This window comes from Nocardia sp. BSTN01 (assembly GCF_015354405.1).
Classification (GTDB): domain Bacteria; phylum Actinomycetota; class Actinomycetes; order Mycobacteriales; family Mycobacteriaceae; genus Nocardia.
The window spans coordinates 72,694-92,610 of record NZ_JADKYP010000024.1; the positions used below are offsets into that span (position 1 = coordinate 72,694).

Sequence of the window (19,917 nt, forward strand, 5' to 3'; positions counted from 1 at the left end):
GGGATGAACGGAAGGGGTGCATGACACGACAATTCCCTATCACACCGTCCTTATCCGGGACCAACTCCGCGAGCGTGGCGTGCGGCAAGTCGACGGCCTCTTGTGACCTCGGATAATGCCGCGCTACAGTTTGGTCATTTGCCCAAGGCGAACGTCCAAGGAGGTGCGATGGTCACCGCGGAAGAACAGGGCCGCGAGACGCGGGCCCGGCTGATGGACGCTGCGACGGAGCTGATCGCCGAGCGCGGCTGGGGTTCGGTGACGACTAGGCTCGTCGCCGAACGGGCCGGGGTGCGGGCCGGGCTGGTGCACTATCACTTCCGCTCGGTGGACGATCTGCTGATCGACGCGGCGCTGCGCATGATGCGGCGGCTGGTCGACGGCGTGCCCCGAGACCTGCTCGGTGATACCGCGACCGGCATCACCGCCCTGCTGTCGTTGATCGGCGGTTACGACGAGTCGAGCGCCGACACCCGGGTGTTCAGCGAAATGCTGCTCGCCGCCACGCGGCACGATCGGCTGCGCGACGGCCTGGCCGCCGTCCTCGCCGAATTCCGCGCCACGATCGCCGCCCGGCTGCGCGCCGACGGGTGCGTCCCCGATCCGGAGGCGACCGCGGTCGTGCTGGTGGCCGCGCTGGACGGCCTGGTGCTGCATCGGCTCATCGATCCGGGACTGCGCGAGCTGGACCTCGCAACGCCGCTGCTACGCATCGCGGGCGTCCGGGCCGGTCCCGCGGACGAGCGGCCCCGACCCGGCTTCGACTAAGAGGAGACCACCATGACATTCGCCGAATTCGCCGCCGGACTGGGTGCGCGGGCGCTGCACACCCGGGCACTGGTCCGGGCGCCCATCGGGCTGTACCGCGCGGGTCTCGGATTCGTCTTCGGACAACGGCTGCTGATGATGGAACACATCGGCCGCACGAGCGGCGCGCAGCGGCACGTCGTGCTGGAGGTGGTCGACCACCCGGGCCCGCGCGAGTACGTCATCGTGTCCGGCTTCGGCACGCGTGCCCAGTGGTACCGCAACATTCAGGCCGACTCGAAGGTCCGCCTGTGGGTCGGCACCCGCCGCGCGGTGCCGGCGACGGCGACGGCGATGACCGAGGCCGAATCGGCGGCGGCGCTCGCGCACTACATTCGCGAGCACCCGAAGGCCTGGCAGAACCTGCGCGCGGTGATCGAACGAGCGACCGGCGCGCCGGTCGACACGCTGCCGATGGTCCGGTTGCGGCTGCGCTAGCCCCGACGCGCGGCGGCCGATACGGTGCCGACCCGCCGATATCCCGTAGCGTCGAGGCCGATGCGCAGTCGAGACGAAACGGGGCACCCGATGGACGACCGGATCGAGCAGCTGGCAACACAATTGGATCCGGCGGCCGAACTACGACTCATCTCCGGCGCCGGAATGTTCCGCATGGCCGGGGATTCCGCGATCGGCCTCGCCGAGATGCCGGTCTCGGACGGGCCCTCGGGTGTGCGCGGCGAGAACTGGGACGAACGCGATCCCTCGATCAGCCTGCCGTCCGGAACCGCGCTGGCCGCCACCTGGGACCGCGACCTGCTCACCGAGATCGGGGCATTGATCGCGGCGCAGGCCCGGCAGAAGAACGTCTACGCCGTCCTCGGGCCCACCGTGAATCTGCATCGATCACCGCTCGGCGGAAGGCATTTCGAATGCTTCTCCGAGGATCCGATGCTCACCGCGGAGATCGCGGCCGCGTATGTGCGTGCGGTGCAGGCACACGGCGTCGCCGCCTGCCCGAAACACTTCGTGGCCAACGATTCCGAGACCGACCGCTTCACCGTCGACGTCCGCGTCGCCGCGCGCGCCTTGCACGAGCTGTACCTGTATCCGTTCGAACGCGCGGTGCAGGCCGGCGCGTGGATGGTGATGGCCGCCTACAACAGCGTCGACGGCATCACCATGACCGAATCGCCGCTGCTGGACGAACCCCTCAAGGGCAGTTGGGGATTCGACGGCGTGGTCGTCTCGGACTGGACCGCCGTGCGCACTACCGAAGGCGCCGCCCACGGCACCGACCTGGCCATGCCGGGCCCGTCGCCGCTGTGGGGTTCGGCCCTCGCCGACGCGCTCGCGGCCGGCGCCGTGCCGAAGTCCGCGATCGCGGACAAGGTCCGGCGCATCCTGCGTTTCGCCGATCGCGTCGGCGGGCTGGCCCCGCACGACCCCCGGCCGGTGCCGGACTTCACCGCCGAACAGGCCCATGATCTGGTACGCCGCGCCGCCGCGGCCGCGATGGTGCTGGTACACAACGACGGTGTGCTGCCGCTGCCGCCGCAGACCTCGGTGGCGCTGCTCGGGCCCGCCGCCGCGCAGCCACGGTACATGGGCGGCGGCAGTGCGACCGTGATCCCCGACCACACCGTCACGCCGGTCGAGGGCCTGTCGGCGGTGCTGCCGGTCACCCACACGCCGGGGGTGCGGACCGGCGACGACCTGATCCCCGTGCCGCTGGAGCTGGTCACCGACCCTGCCACCGAGACGCCGGGACTGTGCCTGCGCTACCTCGACGGCGACCGCGTCCTCGACACCCAGCACCGCACGGCGGGCCGGCTGGTGCTGTTCGGTGATCCGCACGCGGCCGCCGCGTCGGCGATCGAACTGCGCGCGCGGCTTCGCGCCGATGTGGCGGGTGAGTGGCGGCTCGGCGTCGCGGCACTCGGTCACTGCGTGGTGGAACTCGACGGCGCGACGGCGATCGACACCGAGATCGCCTTCGAGGGCTCGGATCCCGTTGCCGCACTGCTGGATCCGCCGCAACGCTGCGTCGAGCGCGAACTCGCCGCCGGTCAGGAGGTCGACGTCCGGATCACGATCGGTTCGGGCGAGTCGGCGGCCGCGGGGCTGGGCATGATTCTCGGCGTCGGCCTGGTCGTGGCCCGGCCGGAACGCGCACCCGAGGAGGAATTCGCGGCGGCGGTCGAGGCCGCGCGCCGGGCCGAGGTGGCCGTGGTGGTCGTCGGCACCACCGAACAGCTGGAGAGCGAGGGCCGCGACCGGACCACGCTGGCGCTGCCGGGCCGCCAGAACGACCTGGTCGCCGCGGTCGCCGCCGTCAATCCGCGCACCGTGGTGGTCGTGAATTCCGGTGCGCCCGTGGAGATGCCGTGGCGCGACGAGGTGGCGGCGGTGCTGCTGTCCTGGTTCCCCGGTCAGGAATTCGGCGCCGCGCTGGCCGATGTGCTGACCGGTGCGGCCGAACCCGGCGGCCGGCTGCCGACCACCTGGCCGAAGGAACTCGCCGACGTGCCGGTCCGCGACACCACCCCGGCCGCCGACGGCACCCTGACCTACGACGAGGGCGTGCACATCGGCTACCGCGCCTGGCTGCGTGCCGGTGTGCAGCCGGCGTACCCGTTCGGTCACGGACTCGGCTACACCGTGTGGGAACTGAGCGATCTGGCGGTGGACGGCCACGACGTCGAAGTGACCGTGGCCAATATCGGTGAGCGGGCCGGTAAGCAGGTCGTGCAGGTCTATCTGTCCCGTGAGGACAGTGCGATCGAGCGGCCGGTGCGGTGGCTGGCGGCCTTCGCCAGCGTCACCGCCGAACCGGGTGGGGTGCGCCGCGTGCGAATTCCGCTGCCGCAGCGGGTGTTCCAGCACTGGACGGATGCGGGCTGGGATACCGAACCCGGTGGCTTCACCGTGCACGTCGGCACCTCGGTGATCGCCCTGCCGCTGACCGCGCCCATCGAGTAGCCCGGACTCTGCCACGAAATCGGGGGTAGCGTACTGGACGAGTGACCAGTAATCTCCGGTGCACACGGTTGGAGGAGGCGGTCGCGGCGCGGCGGCCGGAATCGAAGGAGCGATCAGTGACGTTTACCCGGCGATCGATGCTGGCCGGCACCGTGACCGCGGCCGTGGCCGCGGGTGTGGGGGCCACCGCTTCCGTGGGGGCGGCACCGATCCGGGTCACCGGCGACGAGGCGGGATATCTGGTCGGCGCGGGCATCGCCGATGTCACCGGCGCGGTCGCCGGGCAGGGCATGATGGGCTACTCCGAACTCGACCAGGTCGCGACCGGGCTGCTCATGCGCACCTGGGCGCGCGCCTACATCGTGGTCGACCGGGCGAGCGGTGAGCGGGTGGCCTTCGTCAACGCGGATATCGCCTGCCTGTTCCAGTCGGTGCATCTGGCCGTGATGCAGCGGCTGGCACAGCGGTTCGGCGCGCTGTACACCGAACGCAACGTCAACCTCAACGCCACGCACAATCACAACTCCTGCGGCGGCACCGCGCGCGAATACGCGTACTCCCTTGCCGCGTACGGCTTTCAGAACAACTCCCACCAGGCCGAAGTGGACGGCATCGTCGCGGCGCTGGTCGCGGCGCACGAGAATCTGGCGCCGGGCACACTGTCGCTGGGGCACGGTGAACTGCACGACGCCTCGGCCAACCGCTCCCGGGTGGCCTTCGACCTCAACCCGCCGGACGACAAGGCCGCCTTCCCGAACGCGATAGATCCGCAGGTGACGGTGCTGCGATTGCGGCAGGGCGGCAACGACATCGGCGCGATCACCTGGTTCGCGACGCACGGAACCTCGCTCACCGACGCCAATACGCTCATCTCGGCCGACAACAAGGGCTATGCCAGCTATCGCTGGGAACACGACGAGATGGGGGTACGGCCGGGCGCCGGGAAACCCGGTTTCGTGGCGGCGTTCGCGCAGACCAACGCCGGTGACATGACGCCGAACATCGGACTCACGCCGTGGCATCCGTCCGGGCCCACCGAGGACAACCGGCTCAACTGCTCTCTCATCGGTGAACGCCAATATCGCGCGGGCCGTGCGGCTTTCGACGCGGCGCGGCCGATGCGCAGCGGGGGAGTGGACGCGGCCCTGCGCTATCTGAACATGGCCGATATCGCCATCGACGGGTCCTACACTCCCGACGGCAAACCGGCGCGCACCGCGCCCGCCATGATGGGCGCCGCGGCCGCCGCGACCAGTTCGGAGGACAACTGGAAGACCCAGCTGTCGTTTCTGCAGGAAGGCAATGCGGATCCGGTCGTCGCGGCGCTCGGCGGACTGGACGGCCCCATCGAGCAGTGGGTACGGGATGTGCAGGCGCCCAAACTGATCGTGGCGCCGCTGGGTGTGCTGCCGCCGCGCCCGTGGGTCCCGCTGACGGTGCCGATCCAGATTCTGCGGATCGGCGATCTGGTGCTGGCCTCGGGGCCGGCGGAATATACGGTGGTCTCGGGGTTGCGCATCCGGCGGGTGGTGGCGCACGCATTGTCCGTGCCACTGGAAAATGTGCTGCTGCAAGGCTATTCGAATGGCTACTGCGGCTACGTGACCACGCCGGAGGAATACGCCTCCCAGCAGTACGAGGGCGGGGAGACGCTGTACGGCCGCTGGACGCTGCCCGCGTATGTGCAGGAATTCGATCGACTGGCCCGCGCGGTCGCCGCGCGCGTCGACCTGGGCCGCGGCCCGGCCCCGCTGGACTGGACGGCGGGCCTACAGCCGAATCTGCTGCCGCCGGTACCGGCCGATGCGCCGATGACCGGGCGCGCGTTCGGTGAAGTGATCACCGCGCCGAAGCCCGGCTACGGACACGGCGATACGGTGACGGTCGAATTCTGCGGCGCCCACCCCGCCAACGATTTCCACACCGGCGGAAGCTATTTCGAGGTGCAGCGCGCCGAGGGTGAACAATGGCGGGCGGTCTTCGACGACAACGACTGGTGCACCGAACTGCACTGGTCGCGCCCGCCCGGCCAGCCCGAGGCCTCGCGCGTCGCCATCCACTGGACCGTACCCGCCGATGCGGAAGCGGGGCGCTATCGCATCGAATACCGCGGTGACCGCCGCGACGGCGCCGCGACCGTCCCGTTCACCGGCACCACGGCCGAATTCGCCGTGGGCTGAGCGCCTGTGTCATTCCTCGGAAATCGGTGCCGGGGAGTGGGTTTCGGTGAGCGTGTCGAGATAGGCGGCCATCGCTTGCCCGGCCGATTCGATCGGTCCGGTCGAGCGCAGGGTGCGGCTGAGAATGAACGCACCTTCCAGGGCGCCCAGAACCGCGATCACGAAGGTGTGCGCCGCCGGTGCGGGCAGCCCGCGGGCCCGGAAGTACGCACTGCCCTGGTCGATCCAGGACTGCATCACCTCGGCGGTCACCTCTCGCAATGCCGGTTCGCTGTCGGCGATCTCGCCCGCGACCGTGCCGACCGGGCACATGTTCATCCAGCCGGACTGCTCGATCTGTTCCGCGGCGGCGGTGAACGCGGCCACCACCGCCACCCGCAGGTCCGGATACGGATCCATCAGCAGCGGTAGCAATTGGATGTAGGCGGCGCCGCTGGTGCGCAGCGCGGCGGCCGCGATCTGCTGTTTGCCCCGCGGGAAATGGTGATACAGCGACCCGATCGGGGCCCGCGCGGCGGCGGTGATCTGTTTGACGCTGGTGGCGCCGTAGCCCTGGCGGCGCATCAGTTCCGCCGTCGCGGTGACGATGCGCTCGGCGGTCGGGGTTGACACGGTCTCGGACATGCTCCCATACTAGAACACACGCTCTAGAGCGAATGTTCTAGCAGGTGGACGCGTCTTTTCGGACGTGGCCGCACATTGTGCGATGCGGAGGTGGCAGCGTATGCCGGTCGTCGAGGTTCCCGCCGGGCCGATCCACTACGTCGAAGAGGGACAGGGTCCGCCGGTCGTGCTGCTGCACGGACTGCTCATCGACCACACGGTGTGGGATCGTGTGATGCCGTTGCTGCCCAGCGGTTTTCGCTATGTGCGGCCGGTGCTGCCGCTCGGCGCGCATCCGGAACCGATGCGGCCGGATGCCGACCTGAGTATGCGCGGCCAGAACGTGGTGCTCGCGGACTTCCTCGACGCGCTGGATCTTCGCGATGTCACCCTGGTGCATTCGGACTGGGGCGGCGGGCTGTTCCTCACCGCCTACGGCCTGGACAAGCGGGTCGCCCAGCTGGTCGTGCTCCCGTGCGAGGCCTTCGACAACTTCCCGCCCGGACTGCCCGGAAAGCTGGCCGTGCTCGCGCTGCGCGTCCCGGGTGCGCTACCGATCGTGCTGCGCCAGCTGCGGATCGGGCTGTTGCGTCGCTCGTCGCTGATCTACGGGCAGATGGCGCGCTATCCGGTACCCGACGATCTGATGCGCGGGTGGACCGAACCGGCCCTGCGCAATCCGGACATCGGCCGCGACGTGCGCAAATACGGCCGGATGCTGCCACCGGCCGCGCAACTGATCGCCGATACCGAAGCGCTGCGGAACTTTCCCGGCCGCGCCCTCGTGCTGTGGTCCCCGGCGGCGGCGCCGATGCCGCGCGACCACGGGCGCCGCCTCGCTGAACTCCTGCCCGCGGGCCGGCTGGTGGAAATCGAGGACGCCTACGTCCTGTCGATGCTCGATCAACCCGAGGCCGTGGCGGCGGAAATGACGGCGTTTCTCACCGGCGCCTGATCCGGCGCCGGTGAGAAGACCTGTGTCACTTTCCGTTTCGAGCTTCGGCCAGACGCTCGCGGGCGGTGTCCGCGGCCTTCTCCGCACGCTCGCGCGCGGCCTCGGCCGCCTTCTCGGCGCGCTTGCGGGCCTGGCGCGCGAAGATCGACCCGCGCTGCTTGGCCACCTCGGCCCAGTCGCCACCGTGTTCGCGGGCGGCCTCGGCCCACTCGGTGCCGCGGTGCTTCGCGAGCTCGGCCCAGTCGCCCCGGTGATCACCCGCGGTGTCGGCGAGTTCGGCGCTCTTGCGCTTGGCCAGCTCGGCCCATTCACCGCCGTGTTCGCGGGCGGCTTCGGCCAGATCCGCGCCGCGCCGCTTGGCCACCTCGGCCCACTCGCCGCGATGGTCGAGTGCGGTGCCGGCCAATTCGGCCCCGCGGCTGCGCGCCAGTTCCGCCCATTCGGTGCCGTGCTCGCGAGCCGCCTCGGCGAGTTCACCGCCGCGAGACTGGGCCACCGAGGCCAGCTCGGCACCACGCGACTGCGCCACCGAGGCCAGGTCGGCGCCCTTGTCGGCGGCCACCGAGGCCAGTTCCCGGCCGCGGACGGCCTGCTGCTGCAGGCGATCCCGCACCGTGTCGGCGGTGGTGGCGGTGAACGGGAGGGCGGCGGCGGCCTTGCGCGCGGCCCGGCGACCCCGCCAGCCCAGCGAGGGCTTGCCCTCGGTATCGGCGGCGGCGATGAGCAGGCCGCCGAGCAGGCCGACGTCCTTGAGGAAGGCCGTGCGCTTGGCGGCGCGCTGCTGCGCATCCGATTCGTTCCAGAAATCCTGCTCGGTCACAGTGGCCGGGATGACGGTCACCGCCAGCGCCAGCGACGAGAGCCGGGGCGCGCGGTTCAGCGCGAGCAGGGTTCCGGCACCGACTCGGACGATGGCATTGATCCGCACTACTTTCGCCGGATCGGAGGGCAGCTTGGCCGATACCGAATCCGGCAGACGCTGTTCCCCATGGGATACCAGGGTGGTGGCGGCCTGCGCCCGTGGCTCGGGATGCATCAGAGTGTCGACTCCGTCGACGACGAACACCGATGCCAGCAGCGGCCGGGCAAGGCGGCGAATCAACATAGTGAAAACCCTTTCCTCAACGGTCTCGTTCCGGCGGGTTCCCCCGATGCCGCGTCCCAATCACACTCGGGACGCCGACGGAGCTCAGGGCACGACAGTAACCGGCCAGCGCCCGGCTTTCACCAGACGCACCGCGACCGAGCCGATAATTCGATGCCCGGCCTTCTCGGACGCGCCGACCACGACGCCGTCGGCCTTCAATTCGTCGGCGGCCTGGGCCAGCACGGTGAACGGATCGCCGCGGCGGGTGATGAACTTCCAGCGGGTGCGGTAGACGTCTTTGACCTTCTCCGCGTGTTCACGCACCTCCCGGGCCAGATCCTCGGCCATCTCGGCGGTCGCGCCCTGGACGTCGACGCCGTAGGCGCCGGCCATGGCCATCCAGGGCTGGACGTAAACCATTGCCAGCAGGGAGTTCTGGCGCCGGGCCAGACCCGCGGCATAGGCGGTCGCGCGCCAGGAGGCATCGGATCCGTCGATGCCGACCATGATCACCCGGGGGCCGTCGGTGCCCAGTTCGAAACCCGACGACAGGCCGGGCGCCCACTCCGGTGTTGTCTCTTCGGCCACGATTCGAGCCTAGAGCAGGCGCAACAGATCGTGCAGCGTGCGCAACTGCTCGGCCGACAGCGCGGTGAGGGCGGGCGGCGGCGGATCGGGAGTGGCCATCGCCTGTGCGAGCACCTCCCGCCCGGCATCGGTGATCGTCACCAGCTTGCGCCGCCGATCGTCGGCAGCGGTGTCACGCGAGACCAGACCGCGGGCCTCGAGATCGTTGACCACCACGGTCGTGGCCGGCGCGTCCATGGTGGCCACCCGGGCGAGTTCCTTGAGCGGCAGCGGGCCGGGCGCCAGCCGCCGCAGTACTCGAAACCTGCTGAACGGCATGCCCGTTCGATCGACCACCGCGCGCTTCCAGGTGTCGCGGGTGTCCTTGACCACGTCGGTCAGTACGCGCCACACGTCGTCCGGGCTCGGGGCGAGCGGGCCGTCAGACATGAGCCGGCTCCTTGTGCTCGAGCAGGGGAGCGATCCGGTCGCGCGAGCGCAGTGCCCATCCGGTGTTGGCGGCGATGCCCAGCACCACCACGCCCGCCGCGAGGGCGGCCACCACCCACCACAATCCCGCCCCGGCCAGCAACCCGCACAGGGCGACACCGACGCTGACGCCGATCTGGCGGCTGGTCGAGGCGACCGCGGAGGCCGCGCCCGCCCGATCCATCGGCATCCCGCTGACCGCCGCCGTGGTGATCGGCGGGTTCACCGCGCCGAAACCGGCGCCGAAGATCGCGAACATCACCACGAGCTGCCAGATCGGGGTATCGGGCCGCAGCGTGGTCAGCAGCGCCGCGGCTGTCGTCATCAGAATTCCGGCGGCGACCAGCGAGGGCCGGGTGCCGAAGCGGCCGACCAGCCGGCCCGACAGTGGCGAGCAGATCAGCATCCCCAGCGCCATCGGCAGGTAGAGAAGTCCCGTGTGCACAGCCGAATAATGCCGTACGCCTTGCAGATACAGCGAAGCGCTGAAGAGGAAGGCGCCCAGTCCGGCGAACGCGCAGATCGCGGTGACGGTGGCCGCGGCGAACGGCACGCTGCGGAAGAACCGCAGATCGATGAACGGCGAGCGATGCCGTCGTTCGGCGTAGAGGAATCCCGCCAGTGCCACGGCCGTGATGGCGAAGATCTCCGGGCGATGTTCGATCAGCCCGAAGACCAGCGTGAACATCACCACGACCGCCAGCACCTGGCCGAGCGGATCGATACCGCGCGCCGTCCGCGACTTCGATTCCGGGACGTAGACGGTGGTCAGCACCAGCGCGACGGCGCAGATCGGCAAGTTGATCCAGAACACCGACTGCCAGCCCAGCGCGTCGATCAGTACGCCGCCGACCATCGGCCCGATCGCGGTGGAGATGCCGACCACCGCGCCCCAGACACCTACCGCGCGAGCCCGTTCGATGCGGCCGGTGAAGACCGTGGTGATGATCGACATCGCGATGGGATTGAGCATCGAACCGCCGATGGCTTGGATGAAACGTGCCCCGATCAGCGTGTCGATATCGGGCGCGAGGCTGCACAGCAGGGAGCCGAGCGCGAAGATGCTCAGCCCGATCCGGAACATGCGCTTGCGCCCGAAGCGGTCGGCGGTCGCGCCGGACAGCATCAGCAGGCTCGCCAGGGTGAGGGTGTAGACGTCGACGATCCACTGCAGCCGCGACAGCGGGGCGTCCATATCGCTGCGGATGGTCGGAATCGCGACATTGACGATGGTCGCGTCCATCGACGAGATCAGCAGGCTCAGACAGCAGGTGACCAGCACGATCGTCTTGTGGCGCGGCGTCAGCCCGGAAACAGTTGTAGGCACACAATGATTGTGCGCTCACAACTATTTGGTGACAAGGACTGTGAACTAGTTCACTGGACGGTTGCACCGGTCGCGCACCGGCCCCGACCCGGTACGGTGCTGCGATATGACGACCGACCGGAAACCCGAGGAGCCGGGCGCGCCCGCCCTCGCATCCGCGGGTGAAGAGGGCTACCAGCGCGGCCTCAACCCCCGAACCATCCAGATGATCGCCATCGGCGGGGCGATCGGCACGGGACTGTTCTACGGATCCGGGGGGGCCATCGAACAGGCCGGACCGGCGCTGATCCTGTGCTACCTCGCCGCCGGCCTGGCGATCTTCGTGATCATGCGCGCGCTGGGGGAGCTGCTCACCTACCGGCCGGTGTCGGGCAGTTTCGGTGAATACGCGCACGAATTCCTCGGACGCTTCGCCGGCTTCGTCACCGGCTGGACCTACTGGGCCGTGTGGGTGGCGACCTGCATGGCCGAGATCACCGTCGCCGGTAAATACATCAAGTACTGGTTCGCGGTCCCGGAGTGGATGACCGCGCTCGTCGTGCTCGGCGTGCTGTTCGCCGCGAACCTGATCTCGGTGAAGCTGTTCGGCGAGGGCGAGTTCTGGTTCTCCACCATCAAGGTGACCGCGATCGTCGCGATGATCGCCATCGGTATCGGCGTGCTGATCTTCGGCTTCGGCCACGCGCCCGATCCGACGGTGACCAACCTGTGGGCCGACGGCGGTGTCTTCCCCAACGGATTCGGCCAGGCGCTGCTGGCGTTGCAGATCGTGCTCTTCGCCTATGTGGGCGTCGAACTCGTCGGTGTGACGGCGGGGGAGGCCGCCGATCCGCGCCGCACCCTGCGCCGGGCGATCAATTCGCTGCCGCTGCGGATCGGGCTGTTCTACGTGGGCGCCCTGATCGTGATCATGTCGGTGTCGAGCTGGCGGGTCTTCCACGCCGGGCGCAGCCCGTTCGTCGAGGTGTTCGAGCAGATCGGCATTCCGGGGGCGGCGGGGATCATCAACTTCGTGCTGCTGACCGCGGCGCTGTCGTCGTGCAACTCCGGCATCTACTCCACCGGGCGCATGGTGCGCAGTCTCTCGCTGCGTGGCGAGGCCCCGGCCGCGCTGGGTGGTCTCAGCAACCGCCGGGTGCCGTTCGCTGGCATCGTGCTCTCGGCGGCGATGATGGTGATCGGTGTGATCGTCAACCTCGTCTCACCGGACAAGGCGTTCAACTACATCACCTCGGTGTCGACCATCGGCATCATCTTCGTCTGGGGCATGATCCTGATCTGCCACCTGATCTACCGCGTCCGCGTGCGGCGCGGCGAGCTGCCCGCCAGCGACTACCGCCTGCCCGGGGCGCCCGTCAGTTCGGTGTTGGCACTGGCCTTCCTCGGATTGGTCGTGGTCCTGCTGTTCTGGACCGACAGCGGCCGCACCGCGCTCGTGGTCGGCCTGGTGTGGGCGGTCCTGGTGTGCGCCGGATACCCGGTGGTGAACCGGCTGGCGCGTCGCCGGGCATCCGTGGCGAGCTGACCTATTTTCCGCTCGGATGTCCGACCGCGGCCAACGCGGTGGTCCAGTCGCCCGCGATGGCGTTCTGCGCGTCCGTCAGGCCGACCGCGCCGGAGCAGATCAGCGAATGCAGTTTGTTCTCCACCGAATCCTTGGGATTGTTCGGCCCGGACCCGGCCTTGTGGTCGGGCGAGGGCGGTTCGACCCAGAGATTGCGCGGATCGTTCGGGTCGCCGCCGAGTTCCAATGAGATCAGGTGGTCGTATTCGGCATCGTGCAGATTGCCGGTGTAGCCGTAGGATTCGGCGTTCGCCTTCTTCTCCCGGTCGGTGATGGTGGCCGGCGGACGGATGGACTGGGTGTATCCGCCCACGCAGATCGTCGACTCGACGGTGTCGGGCGTGACCTTCGGATTGGTCGCGCCCGGCGTGCAGTGCGGATCCGGAAGTGGCTGTCCGTCAGCGGTTTTGCCGAAATGGCAGGTGCCCGGTGCCGGTTGCGCGCCGACGGTGTAGGTACCGGAGGGGCCGGGACCGACCGCGGGTGCGCCCTGATGGGCGATGGAAACCGGATGTGCCGCCTGGCTCACCGGCGACGAATTCTGGTGGGAGCACCCACACAGCAGGAGCGGCGCCGCGAATGTCGCAGCCGCCAGGAGGGTTACGCGTGTATTCATGATGTCCTCGGGCCGGCCTTCATCAGGCTCTCATTGTGCCCGTTCGTAGATGGCCAGCGCGATATCCTCTGCCGCCCGGCGACATTGCTCGTCGGTCAGGTCGACGTCGCCCATCATCCCGATACTCCACGAGATGGCCAGCAGAGCTTGGCGGGCATGGAAAACCGCCAGGGGATCATGGCCGGGTGCGGTCATCGCGTCCGCGACCGCGCGGAACTGGTAGCGCAGCACCGATCCCACGCCGAGCCGGCGGAACGCGGGCTGGTTCTCGTACATGAACCGCGTCATCTCCCGGCCGGTGTGGTGCAGCACGGCGCCGTAGCGGCGCAGGATTTCGCGGCCGGTCTCCGGTCCGGGCGGTTGGCCCTCGGCCCAGGCCAGGAGATCGTCGATACCCGTGCGCAGATCGTCGGCGAGGCTGACGACGATGTCTTCCTTGGATCGGAAGTGGTAGTAGACCGCGGCTTTGGTGATGGCGAGCCGCTCCGCGATTTCCCGGACCGAGGTGTGTTCGTAGCCGTGCGCGGAGAACAGCTCCATCGCGACCGACCGGATGCGGTCCCGGGTGTCGGTCCGCCTGCCGGCCACGGGCCCTCCCTTTTCTCGACCGAGGGACGGCACCGGATCCGCCGGTGGTCCGCGTTCACCCTACTGGGACGGTGCGCGGAAACGAGTCCGGACCGTGCCGTTTCCGGGTGAATCGTCCGGAATGTCGGGAACTACTGCGTCAGAATCGAATTCATCAGAGTTCCGGCGCTGGTCGCGACCAGGCCACCGACGAGGGCGCCGGCCACCATTTTCGGCGACTGCAGCGGGCCGCCGTTCCACTTCTCCCAGGCGAACCGGCCGCCCGCGAAGATGATCGCGCTGGTCCCGGACAGCAGCATGAACCAGGTGAAGTAACGCACCAGCTTCAGGAGTTTATCCGCCGCCGGAGGTGTCTCGGGCGTCGGATTGCCGACCTGGGCCACTATGACGTCGTGCATCGCGAGAAGGATCATGATGCCCTCGTTCCACAAGATGGTGTGGTGCGGGTACCACCATCGTAGGGCGCGTATTCGTCCTGATGACAAGCGAATGCGTGCCGGGGTGCGGAATCGCGGTGTCGGGGACCGGTTTCGAGGCGTTCAGCCGCCTTGACGGGGTCCCCGCCGAGCGTGGAACGAACTACTCGTCGTCGAGGCCGGCGGACAGATACGCCGCGGCGGCGATCCACTGCCGGCACGACAGGTGCCGATCGTGCGCGTAGAGAATCGCGCGAGCGCGGGGGTAGGTGAGTTCTCGGGGTTCGGTGGCGCAGTCACCGACCTGATCGGCACCGGGCATGCGGTGCTCGGATAGGCCGTGATCGCATGTACCGGAATGCTGGAGCAGCTGGTTCATGAAATGCCCTCGACCGTTGGCGAAAGATTGCGGAAGCGAACGTTTCGGCACGGCCTCCCGCTGCTTCCGGCCTGCCTGCTCCGGCGTGGTCCGGCCATGTCGTGCGGTCGAGTTTACGGCGCTGCAAGGAGCAAATGCAAGTACATCTGCACACTCGTCGGCGATCGGAAGTGTTGTGCCGCAACGGGTGATCACGGTTTGCGCGCCACCGCGCCGTAGCCCGACACCGGCACGGTCGGCACCGGTTCGCCGGCCGGCCGGCGCCATCGGGTCAAGGGGACGAAGCCGGGTTTCAGCAACTCCAGCTCCGCGAAGATGGAGCGCAGCTCGCAATGGTCGCGCGGGAAATACGGTACGGCCGTGACGTTTTCGTACGTCGCGCACATCCGGACGAAATCGGCGCTGTCGGTGGTGCCGTCCCAGTAGGCGAGGTAGCTGCCCCGGCAGACCCGCGCCATCGAATCCGCGACGACTCCGCGGAGTTCGCCGATGCGCTCGCAGTGTCCCAGCACGCCCATGAACATGACCGCGACCGGCTCGTCGAGATCGAGAATGTCTGCGGCACGGGCGAACAGGAGATCCGGTTCGCGTAGATCCGCGTCCAGATAGACGGCCCGCGGGTCGGTCAGCTGCGTCCGGCCGTGGGTCAGCACCAGGGGGTCGTTGTCCACATAGACGACCCGCGCCGCCGGATTGAGCCCGCATGCGACCTCGTGAGTGTTGTCTGTGGCGAGCAGGCCGGCGCCGATGTCGAGAAATTGCCTGATTCCGAGGTCTCCGGCCAGATGGCCGACCGCGCGCCGGAGAAAGCGGCGGCTCTCGGCCGCCAGGGCGGTGATACCGGGATCGAGTTCTGTTGCCGCGCTTCCTACCCGGCGGTCCACCTCGTAATTCTGCCGTCCCCCCATCCAGTAGTTCCAGATCCGCGCGGTATGCGGGATATCGGTTCGAATCTCACGCTGCCGGCTCGGCTGCTGCTGTCTTGGCGGCACCGATTCCCTCCTGCTCCCGGTTCCGACGCTCGAGTCCCGTCCGGCGGTTGCCGATGGCGGGTCGGCGAGACGGTAACCGAAACGTTCGCATCCGGTGGGCCGATCCGCGCGGAACGTGCCATCCGCCCCGGTCAGGGCCTGAAACCGACCGGTCGGACACCGTTTTCGGGCGTTCGGGGGCCGGTTCGAAAGATGACGAGTCAATGGAAAAGGCCTTGTCGCCCTTGGTTTTTTGCGATTTTCCGCAGGGCTCGATCCGAGCCAACCCCCGTGCTATCGTTCAAAGCGTCGGTTTCAAATGCAAGTACATTTGCTCGAACATATGCAAGAGCTGAAGATAGGCATCAGCTCCTTCCATCCGGATCGCCGAGTGTGGGCCTCTGCTGCCGAGCTCGGCCACCACGAACCCTGGAGACAGTCATGACCGATTCCACTGCCACCACAGCCGGCCGCCTGTCCGAAGCCGCGTGGCGCAAGAGCACGTTCAGCAATCCGAGCGGGAACTGTGTCGAATTGGCCGATTTGTCCAATGGCCTGGTTGCCGTGCGCAACTCGCGTGACCCCGAGGGGGCGGTGCTCGTCTACACCCGCCCCGAAATCGATGCGTTCCTGCGCGGCGCCAAGAGTGGAGAGTTCGACGATCTGGCCTGATCGGCGGTAGCATGGCAGTCGGCGCGGTGTCGGTACGCGACGAGGCAGAGATTCCTGATGTTCGACCAGCTGCTCTCGATGGTTGTACCCTCATTGCCGGTGATCGTCGAGCATCGGAGTAGACCTCATGATGGCAGAGCCCGTCCGGATCGGCCGTGTGGATTCGCTTGTGGCCGAACGCGGTCCGACAGCGCTTCGGATCGCGGTCGGCGGACAGCTCCGCAAACTGCGGGAAGGTGCCGGCATCACGCGTGAGGCGGCCGGCGAGCACATCCGTGGTTCACACGCGAAGATCAGCCGACTCGAATTGGGCCGCACCGGTTTCAAGGAGCGCGACGTTCGCGATCTGCTGACGCTCTACGGCGTCGAGAACGCCGAAGAGCGTGAGATGTTCCTGGATCTGGTGAGCCGCGCGAACCAGCCGGGCTGGTGGCACAGCTACAACGATCTGCTGCCCCAATGGTTCGAGACCTATCTGGGTCTGGAACACGCGTCGAAGTCGATTCGTACCTTCGAAGGCCAGCTCGTTCCCGGTCTGCTGCAGACCGAGGAGTACACCCGCTCGGTGGTGGCGCTCGGGCACGAGAACGCCGAGGCCGCTCGCCGAGTGGAACTGCGCAAGAAGCGCCAGGAAATCCTCGACCGCCCCGGAGCGCCGACGCTGTGGGCCGTCCTCGACGAAGCGGTGCTGCACCGGCCGATCGGCGGTGAGCAGGTGCTGCGCGCACAGCTCGATCATTTGGTCGCGGTCTCGATGAAGCCGAACGTGACCATCCAGGTGCTGCCGTACGCGGCCGGCGGTCACGCGGCGGCGGGCAGTTCGTTCACCATGCTGCGCTTCGCCGAACCGGAACTGCCCGACATCGTGTATCTCGAACAGCTGACCAGCGCACTGTATCTGGATCGTCAGCAGGATCTGGAGCTCTACCGCCAGGTCATGGATCGGCTCAGTGTGCAGGCGGAACCGCCGGAGCGCTCGCGAGAGATGATGAAGAAGGCCGCGGCCGACCTGACCGACCCGGCCTAGGCACCGCCCGAGTGATTCGGGTTCCTGAGGACAGCAGCCGTAAGACAGCAGTAGCCGCCGACCCGAAGGCCGGCGGCTACTACTTCCGTCCCGATCTATTGCTTGATGAAGCTGGATGCGATGCGCCAGAAAGCTTCCGGTTGCATCGCGTCGAAATCCCAATCGTTCACCAACGCGTGCGCGGTGGTGACGATGCGATCGATATCGAAATCATCGCGTGTGGCCGCGCCGGTGGACTCGACCGCACTGATGACGAAAGATGTTGCGGTTTCCCGCGAATAGATGTGATGCCCGGTTCGGTTCCTGTCCATCACTCCGAGCCGACCGAGACCCATTGGCTGGTTCATACGAACGCCCCTGACGCCAGGCCGCATGATTTCCTTCGGCGAAAATTGGCTTCCGGTTCACCCTGCGGCTCACGGGTAGTCCCCTGCATTGCCTTGCAAGCCCGAGTCTAGGGTGGCCGCGAGATCATATGCAAGCACATCTGCAACATCGAATCCCCGGTCAGAGCGTGGTTTTCGGCTGCTGACGGGTTGCTGTGAACCGTCCCCGGGGCTCTCCATACGGGCGGGATTCCGGCGCCGATACCGATAGCGGGGGAGATATACCGACCGGCACGGCGGCCCGGGCGGGTGGGTGGCTTGCTGCACTGTTTCCACACGGACCGGACGGCTGGTTCTCTCGCCGAAAAAATGTGGTATTGCCGCCGGAAATCGACACGCCGACCATGATCGAACACGCTGCCGAGCGTGTCGCAGGTGTCCCGCGCAGCGGCCCCGACGTGGAACCGGTTCTCGTCGCCGTGCTATATCTGCCTGGACCAGCAAGATCAGTCGCCGACGGCGAACGCGCGCTGTCGCCGACGGCGGCCCGTGCGGTACTCGCGGGCGGCGACCCGAGGAGACAGGCACGCGCAGTGGACACCTCGCACGGATATTTCGCGGTGGACGGCCGGGGCTTCACCCCGAACCGGATGGCGGCCAGTCAGTGGTCGGCCGATCAGGTGGTGGGGCCGGCGCTGTGCGGGCTACTGGCGCGCGCCCTCGACAACGAGCACGCCACCGACGGGTTCGTGCCGGTGCGGCTCACCGTGGACCTGTTCAAACCGGCGCGCATGCACGAGCTGTCGGTCGCCACGACCCGCGTGCGCAACGGCAAGCGCATCCGACTCGCCGACGCGGTCGTCACCCAGGACGGCGAACCCGCGGCGCGCGCCTCGGTGGTCTTCCTGCAGCCGTCCGAGCAACCGCCGGGCGAAATCTGGACCCGGGACCAGCAGCCGATGCCGCCGTCGCTCGAGGTGGCGCCGCCCTCCGATCTGCCGACTGCGCCGCTGTGGCACAGCGACGATTCCGCACACTGGTCGCGGGTGCCCTCCGAACACGAGAACGGCAGCCGCAAACGCAGCTGGCAGCATCCGGTGAACGTGGTCGCCGGGGAGCGGCCCTCGCCGTTCGTCGTGGCCGCGATGGCCGCCGAGCAGACCAGTATGGTGACCAACTGGTCCAGTGCGGGAGTGGGTTTCATCAACACCGATCTGACACTGGCCCTGGTGCGGATGCCCGACGGGGCCGACATCGGAGTCGAGGCCGATAATCACTTGAGCCGCAACGGAATCGCCGCCGGCACCGCGACCCTGTTCGATCGGCACGGCGCCTTCGGCAGCGCGATGATCACCGCGGTCTCCAACGCCGCCCGCCAGATCACCGCGAGTCACCTCGACGGTGTGATCGCCTCGGCCAACGGCGCCCGCCGCTAGTCCGGACGTCCGTGCCGCTCACCCGACGCGGTGGGCGGCCCACCGGCGGGCGGCATCGCGCAAGCCGTGGGTCCACACATTGGGGCTGCGGTTGGCCGTCGCGGTCCATTCCGCGGCCAGTGCGGTGGAGAAGATGCGCAGGTCGCGCTCGGATGCGGAGTGCCAGGCCGGAACCAGCGCCGCCCACGACTCGGCGGCGGCCGGATCGTGACCGGCGAAGATGAGCCACACGATCCAGCATCCGGGGTCGATCCACGCCGCACCCCGGGTCGCCCACGGCCAGTCCACCAGCCGGGCCCGGTCGTGATCGATGATCACGTTGCTGTAGTTCCAGTCGGTGTGCAGCAGGGCGTCACCGGCGAATACCGCGATATCGGCGTCGTCGTCGAGATAGGCGCCCCAGCGGACCTCGGCATCCTTGAGTTCCACCTCGGCGGGCGGGTGCAGCCGGCTCAGTGCGGACATCGCGATCGCGGTGGCGGCGAGGTCGGAGTCGACGCGATAGTCCGCGAAATGTCCTGCGATGAACTCGAATCCGAGCAGATCCCATCCGCCGGCCGCGATCTGCCACCGTAACCGCGGGCCCACCGGGGTCACGTGACGGGCCAGAGCGGCCTCGCGGTGCTGGGTCCACACCTCCGGATCTCGTTGCGGCACACCTTTGATGAAGGTCCGGCCATCGGCCGTCTCGATCACCGTCGCGAGTTGACTGCTGAAGCCGGCGATCACCGAATCGGCCCGCGCGACCCGGCCCGTCACCGCTTCGACCGCTGCCCGGGTCGCCGCGGGTAGTTGTTCCCAGTTGCGCCGGCGCGAGGAGGTCTGCGCCCGATCGACTGTCACCCTCGAAGAATTACCCCCGATGCCGTGCTCTTGCAAGGGAACTCGGTCATTCCGCAGCCACCTACGGCAGCGTTCTTTCACCTGTGTTTTCAGGTGCGGTTTTCATGCGGTGGTGTAGGTGCGGGCGACGAGTGCTGAGCGG

The 19,917-nt window shown here is 68.2% G+C and carries 21 protein-coding genes; 9 read left to right on the plus strand and 12 right to left on the minus strand.

Annotated elements, in window-relative coordinates; genetic code table 11:
• Nucleotides 1-168: 168 nt before the first annotated feature.
• From IRT45_RS20335 to IRT45_RS20350, 4 genes are all read left to right on the plus strand, one after another.
• A complete protein-coding gene (locus IRT45_RS20335; RefSeq protein ID WP_194807421.1) occupies nucleotides 169-768 on the plus strand; it encodes a TetR/AcrR family transcriptional regulator in 600 nt (199 codons plus the stop codon).
• 12 nt (nucleotides 769-780) lie between these two features.
• Nucleotides 781-1,245, plus strand: coding sequence for a nitroreductase family deazaflavin-dependent oxidoreductase (locus IRT45_RS20340; protein ID WP_194807422.1), 465 nt, complete (start codon nucleotides 781-783; stop codon nucleotides 1,243-1,245).
• A gap of 60 nt (nucleotides 1,246-1,305) precedes the next feature.
• Entirely contained in the window at nucleotides 1,306-3,729 is a 2,424-nt protein-coding gene (locus IRT45_RS20345; RefSeq protein ID WP_228534659.1) for a beta-glucosidase, read from the plus strand.
• Nucleotides 3,730-3,845: 116 nt separating this feature from the next.
• Nucleotides 3,846-5,909: a neutral/alkaline ceramidase gene (locus tag IRT45_RS20350; protein WP_194807423.1), complete on the plus strand. Its 2,064-nt coding sequence runs from the start codon at nucleotides 3,846-3,848 to the stop codon at nucleotides 5,907-5,909.
• 9 nt (nucleotides 5,910-5,918) lie between these two features.
• On the opposite strand, the gene IRT45_RS20355 is transcribed toward IRT45_RS20350, so the two are convergent.
• Nucleotides 5,919-6,533, minus strand: a complete 615-nt coding sequence (locus IRT45_RS20355) for a TetR/AcrR family transcriptional regulator (RefSeq protein WP_194807424.1) — start codon at nucleotides 6,531-6,533, stop codon at nucleotides 5,919-5,921.
• Nucleotides 6,534-6,633: 100 nt separating this feature from the next.
• Between IRT45_RS20355 and IRT45_RS20360 the strand changes: the two genes are divergently transcribed.
• Nucleotides 6,634-7,467, plus strand: coding sequence for an alpha/beta fold hydrolase (locus tag IRT45_RS20360; RefSeq protein WP_194807425.1), 834 nt, complete (start codon nucleotides 6,634-6,636; stop codon nucleotides 7,465-7,467).
• A 25-nt stretch (nucleotides 7,468-7,492) separates the two neighbouring features.
• Here IRT45_RS20360 and IRT45_RS20365 read toward each other — a convergent pair whose 3' ends face one another.
• The 4 genes from IRT45_RS20365 to IRT45_RS20380 all read right to left on the minus strand — a co-directional run bounded on the left by IRT45_RS20365 (nucleotide 7,493) and on the right by IRT45_RS20380 (nucleotide 10,937).
• Nucleotides 7,493-8,572 carry a DoxX family protein gene (locus IRT45_RS20365; RefSeq protein ID WP_194807426.1) on the minus strand — a complete coding sequence of 360 codons (1,080 nt, stop codon included), beginning with the start codon at nucleotides 8,570-8,572 and terminating at the stop codon, nucleotides 7,493-7,495.
• Nucleotides 8,573-8,656: 84 nt separating this feature from the next.
• On the minus strand, nucleotides 8,657-9,142 hold the full coding sequence (locus IRT45_RS20370) for a universal stress protein (RefSeq protein ID WP_245660460.1): 486 nt from the start codon (nucleotides 9,140-9,142) through the stop codon (nucleotides 8,657-8,659).
• Between the two features lie 9 nt (nucleotides 9,143-9,151).
• The gene (locus IRT45_RS20375; RefSeq protein WP_194807427.1) at nucleotides 9,152-9,571 is read right to left on the minus strand and encodes a MarR family winged helix-turn-helix transcriptional regulator; all 420 of its coding nucleotides are present in this window, start codon (nucleotides 9,569-9,571) and stop codon (nucleotides 9,152-9,154) included.
• Nucleotides 9,564-10,937, minus strand: a complete 1,374-nt coding sequence (locus IRT45_RS20380; protein ID WP_194807428.1) for an MFS transporter — start codon at nucleotides 10,935-10,937, stop codon at nucleotides 9,564-9,566. The genes IRT45_RS20375 and IRT45_RS20380 overlap by 8 nt, the downstream gene beginning before the upstream one ends.
• A 106-nt stretch (nucleotides 10,938-11,043) precedes the next feature.
• Between IRT45_RS20380 and IRT45_RS20385 the strand changes: the two genes are divergently transcribed.
• Nucleotides 11,044-12,462, plus strand: a complete 1,419-nt coding sequence (locus tag IRT45_RS20385) for an amino acid permease (protein WP_194807429.1) — start codon at nucleotides 11,044-11,046, stop codon at nucleotides 12,460-12,462.
• Between the two features lies 1 nt (nucleotide 12,463).
• Here the strand turns inward: IRT45_RS20385 and IRT45_RS20390 are convergent, their stop codons facing one another.
• The 5 genes from IRT45_RS20390 to IRT45_RS20410 form a co-directional block, all read right to left on the minus strand.
• Entirely contained in the window at nucleotides 12,464-13,117 is a 654-nt protein-coding gene (locus IRT45_RS20390; protein WP_194807430.1) for a hypothetical protein, read from the minus strand.
• A gap of 30 nt (nucleotides 13,118-13,147) precedes the next feature.
• Complete coding sequence (locus tag IRT45_RS20395) at nucleotides 13,148-13,705, minus strand: helix-turn-helix domain-containing protein (RefSeq protein WP_309241071.1); 558 nt, start codon at nucleotides 13,703-13,705, stop codon at nucleotides 13,148-13,150.
• A gap of 131 nt (nucleotides 13,706-13,836) precedes the next feature.
• A complete protein-coding gene (locus IRT45_RS20400; protein ID WP_039782303.1) occupies nucleotides 13,837-14,118 on the minus strand; it encodes a hypothetical protein in 282 nt (93 codons plus the stop codon).
• A gap of 166 nt (nucleotides 14,119-14,284) precedes the next feature.
• Complete coding sequence (locus IRT45_RS20405; protein WP_194807448.1) at nucleotides 14,285-14,500, minus strand: hypothetical protein; 216 nt, start codon at nucleotides 14,498-14,500, stop codon at nucleotides 14,285-14,287.
• A gap of 191 nt (nucleotides 14,501-14,691) precedes the next feature.
• Nucleotides 14,692-15,492, minus strand: coding sequence for an SAM-dependent methyltransferase (locus IRT45_RS20410; RefSeq protein WP_194807431.1), 801 nt, complete (start codon nucleotides 15,490-15,492; stop codon nucleotides 14,692-14,694).
• Between the two features lie 420 nt (nucleotides 15,493-15,912).
• Here IRT45_RS20410 and IRT45_RS20415 point away from each other — a divergent pair, with 420 nt between their 5' ends.
• The gene (locus IRT45_RS20415) at nucleotides 15,913-16,143 is read left to right on the plus strand and encodes a DUF397 domain-containing protein (protein ID WP_030515774.1); all 231 of its coding nucleotides are present in this window, start codon (nucleotides 15,913-15,915) and stop codon (nucleotides 16,141-16,143) included.
• Between the two features lie 127 nt (nucleotides 16,144-16,270).
• Nucleotides 16,271-17,170 carry a helix-turn-helix transcriptional regulator gene (locus tag IRT45_RS20420; RefSeq protein ID WP_194807432.1) on the plus strand — a complete coding sequence of 300 codons (900 nt, stop codon included), beginning with the start codon at nucleotides 16,271-16,273 and terminating at the stop codon, nucleotides 17,168-17,170.
• Between the two features lie 95 nt (nucleotides 17,171-17,265).
• Here IRT45_RS20420 and IRT45_RS20425 read toward each other — a convergent pair whose 3' ends face one another.
• The gene (locus IRT45_RS20425; protein ID WP_063820466.1) at nucleotides 17,266-17,481 is read right to left on the minus strand and encodes a hypothetical protein; all 216 of its coding nucleotides are present in this window, start codon (nucleotides 17,479-17,481) and stop codon (nucleotides 17,266-17,268) included.
• Between the two features lie 608 nt (nucleotides 17,482-18,089).
• On the opposite strand from IRT45_RS20425, the gene IRT45_RS20430 reads away from it, so the two are divergent.
• On the plus strand, nucleotides 18,090-18,932 hold the full coding sequence (locus tag IRT45_RS20430) for an acyl-CoA thioesterase domain-containing protein (protein ID WP_309241072.1): 843 nt from the start codon (nucleotides 18,090-18,092) through the stop codon (nucleotides 18,930-18,932).
• An 18-nt stretch (nucleotides 18,933-18,950) separates the two neighbouring features.
• On the opposite strand, the gene IRT45_RS20435 is transcribed toward IRT45_RS20430, so the two are convergent.
• Nucleotides 18,951-19,775: an aminoglycoside phosphotransferase gene (locus IRT45_RS20435; protein WP_194807433.1), complete on the minus strand. Its 825-nt coding sequence runs from the start codon at nucleotides 19,773-19,775 to the stop codon at nucleotides 18,951-18,953.
• Between the last annotated feature and the right edge of the window lie 142 nt (nucleotides 19,776-19,917).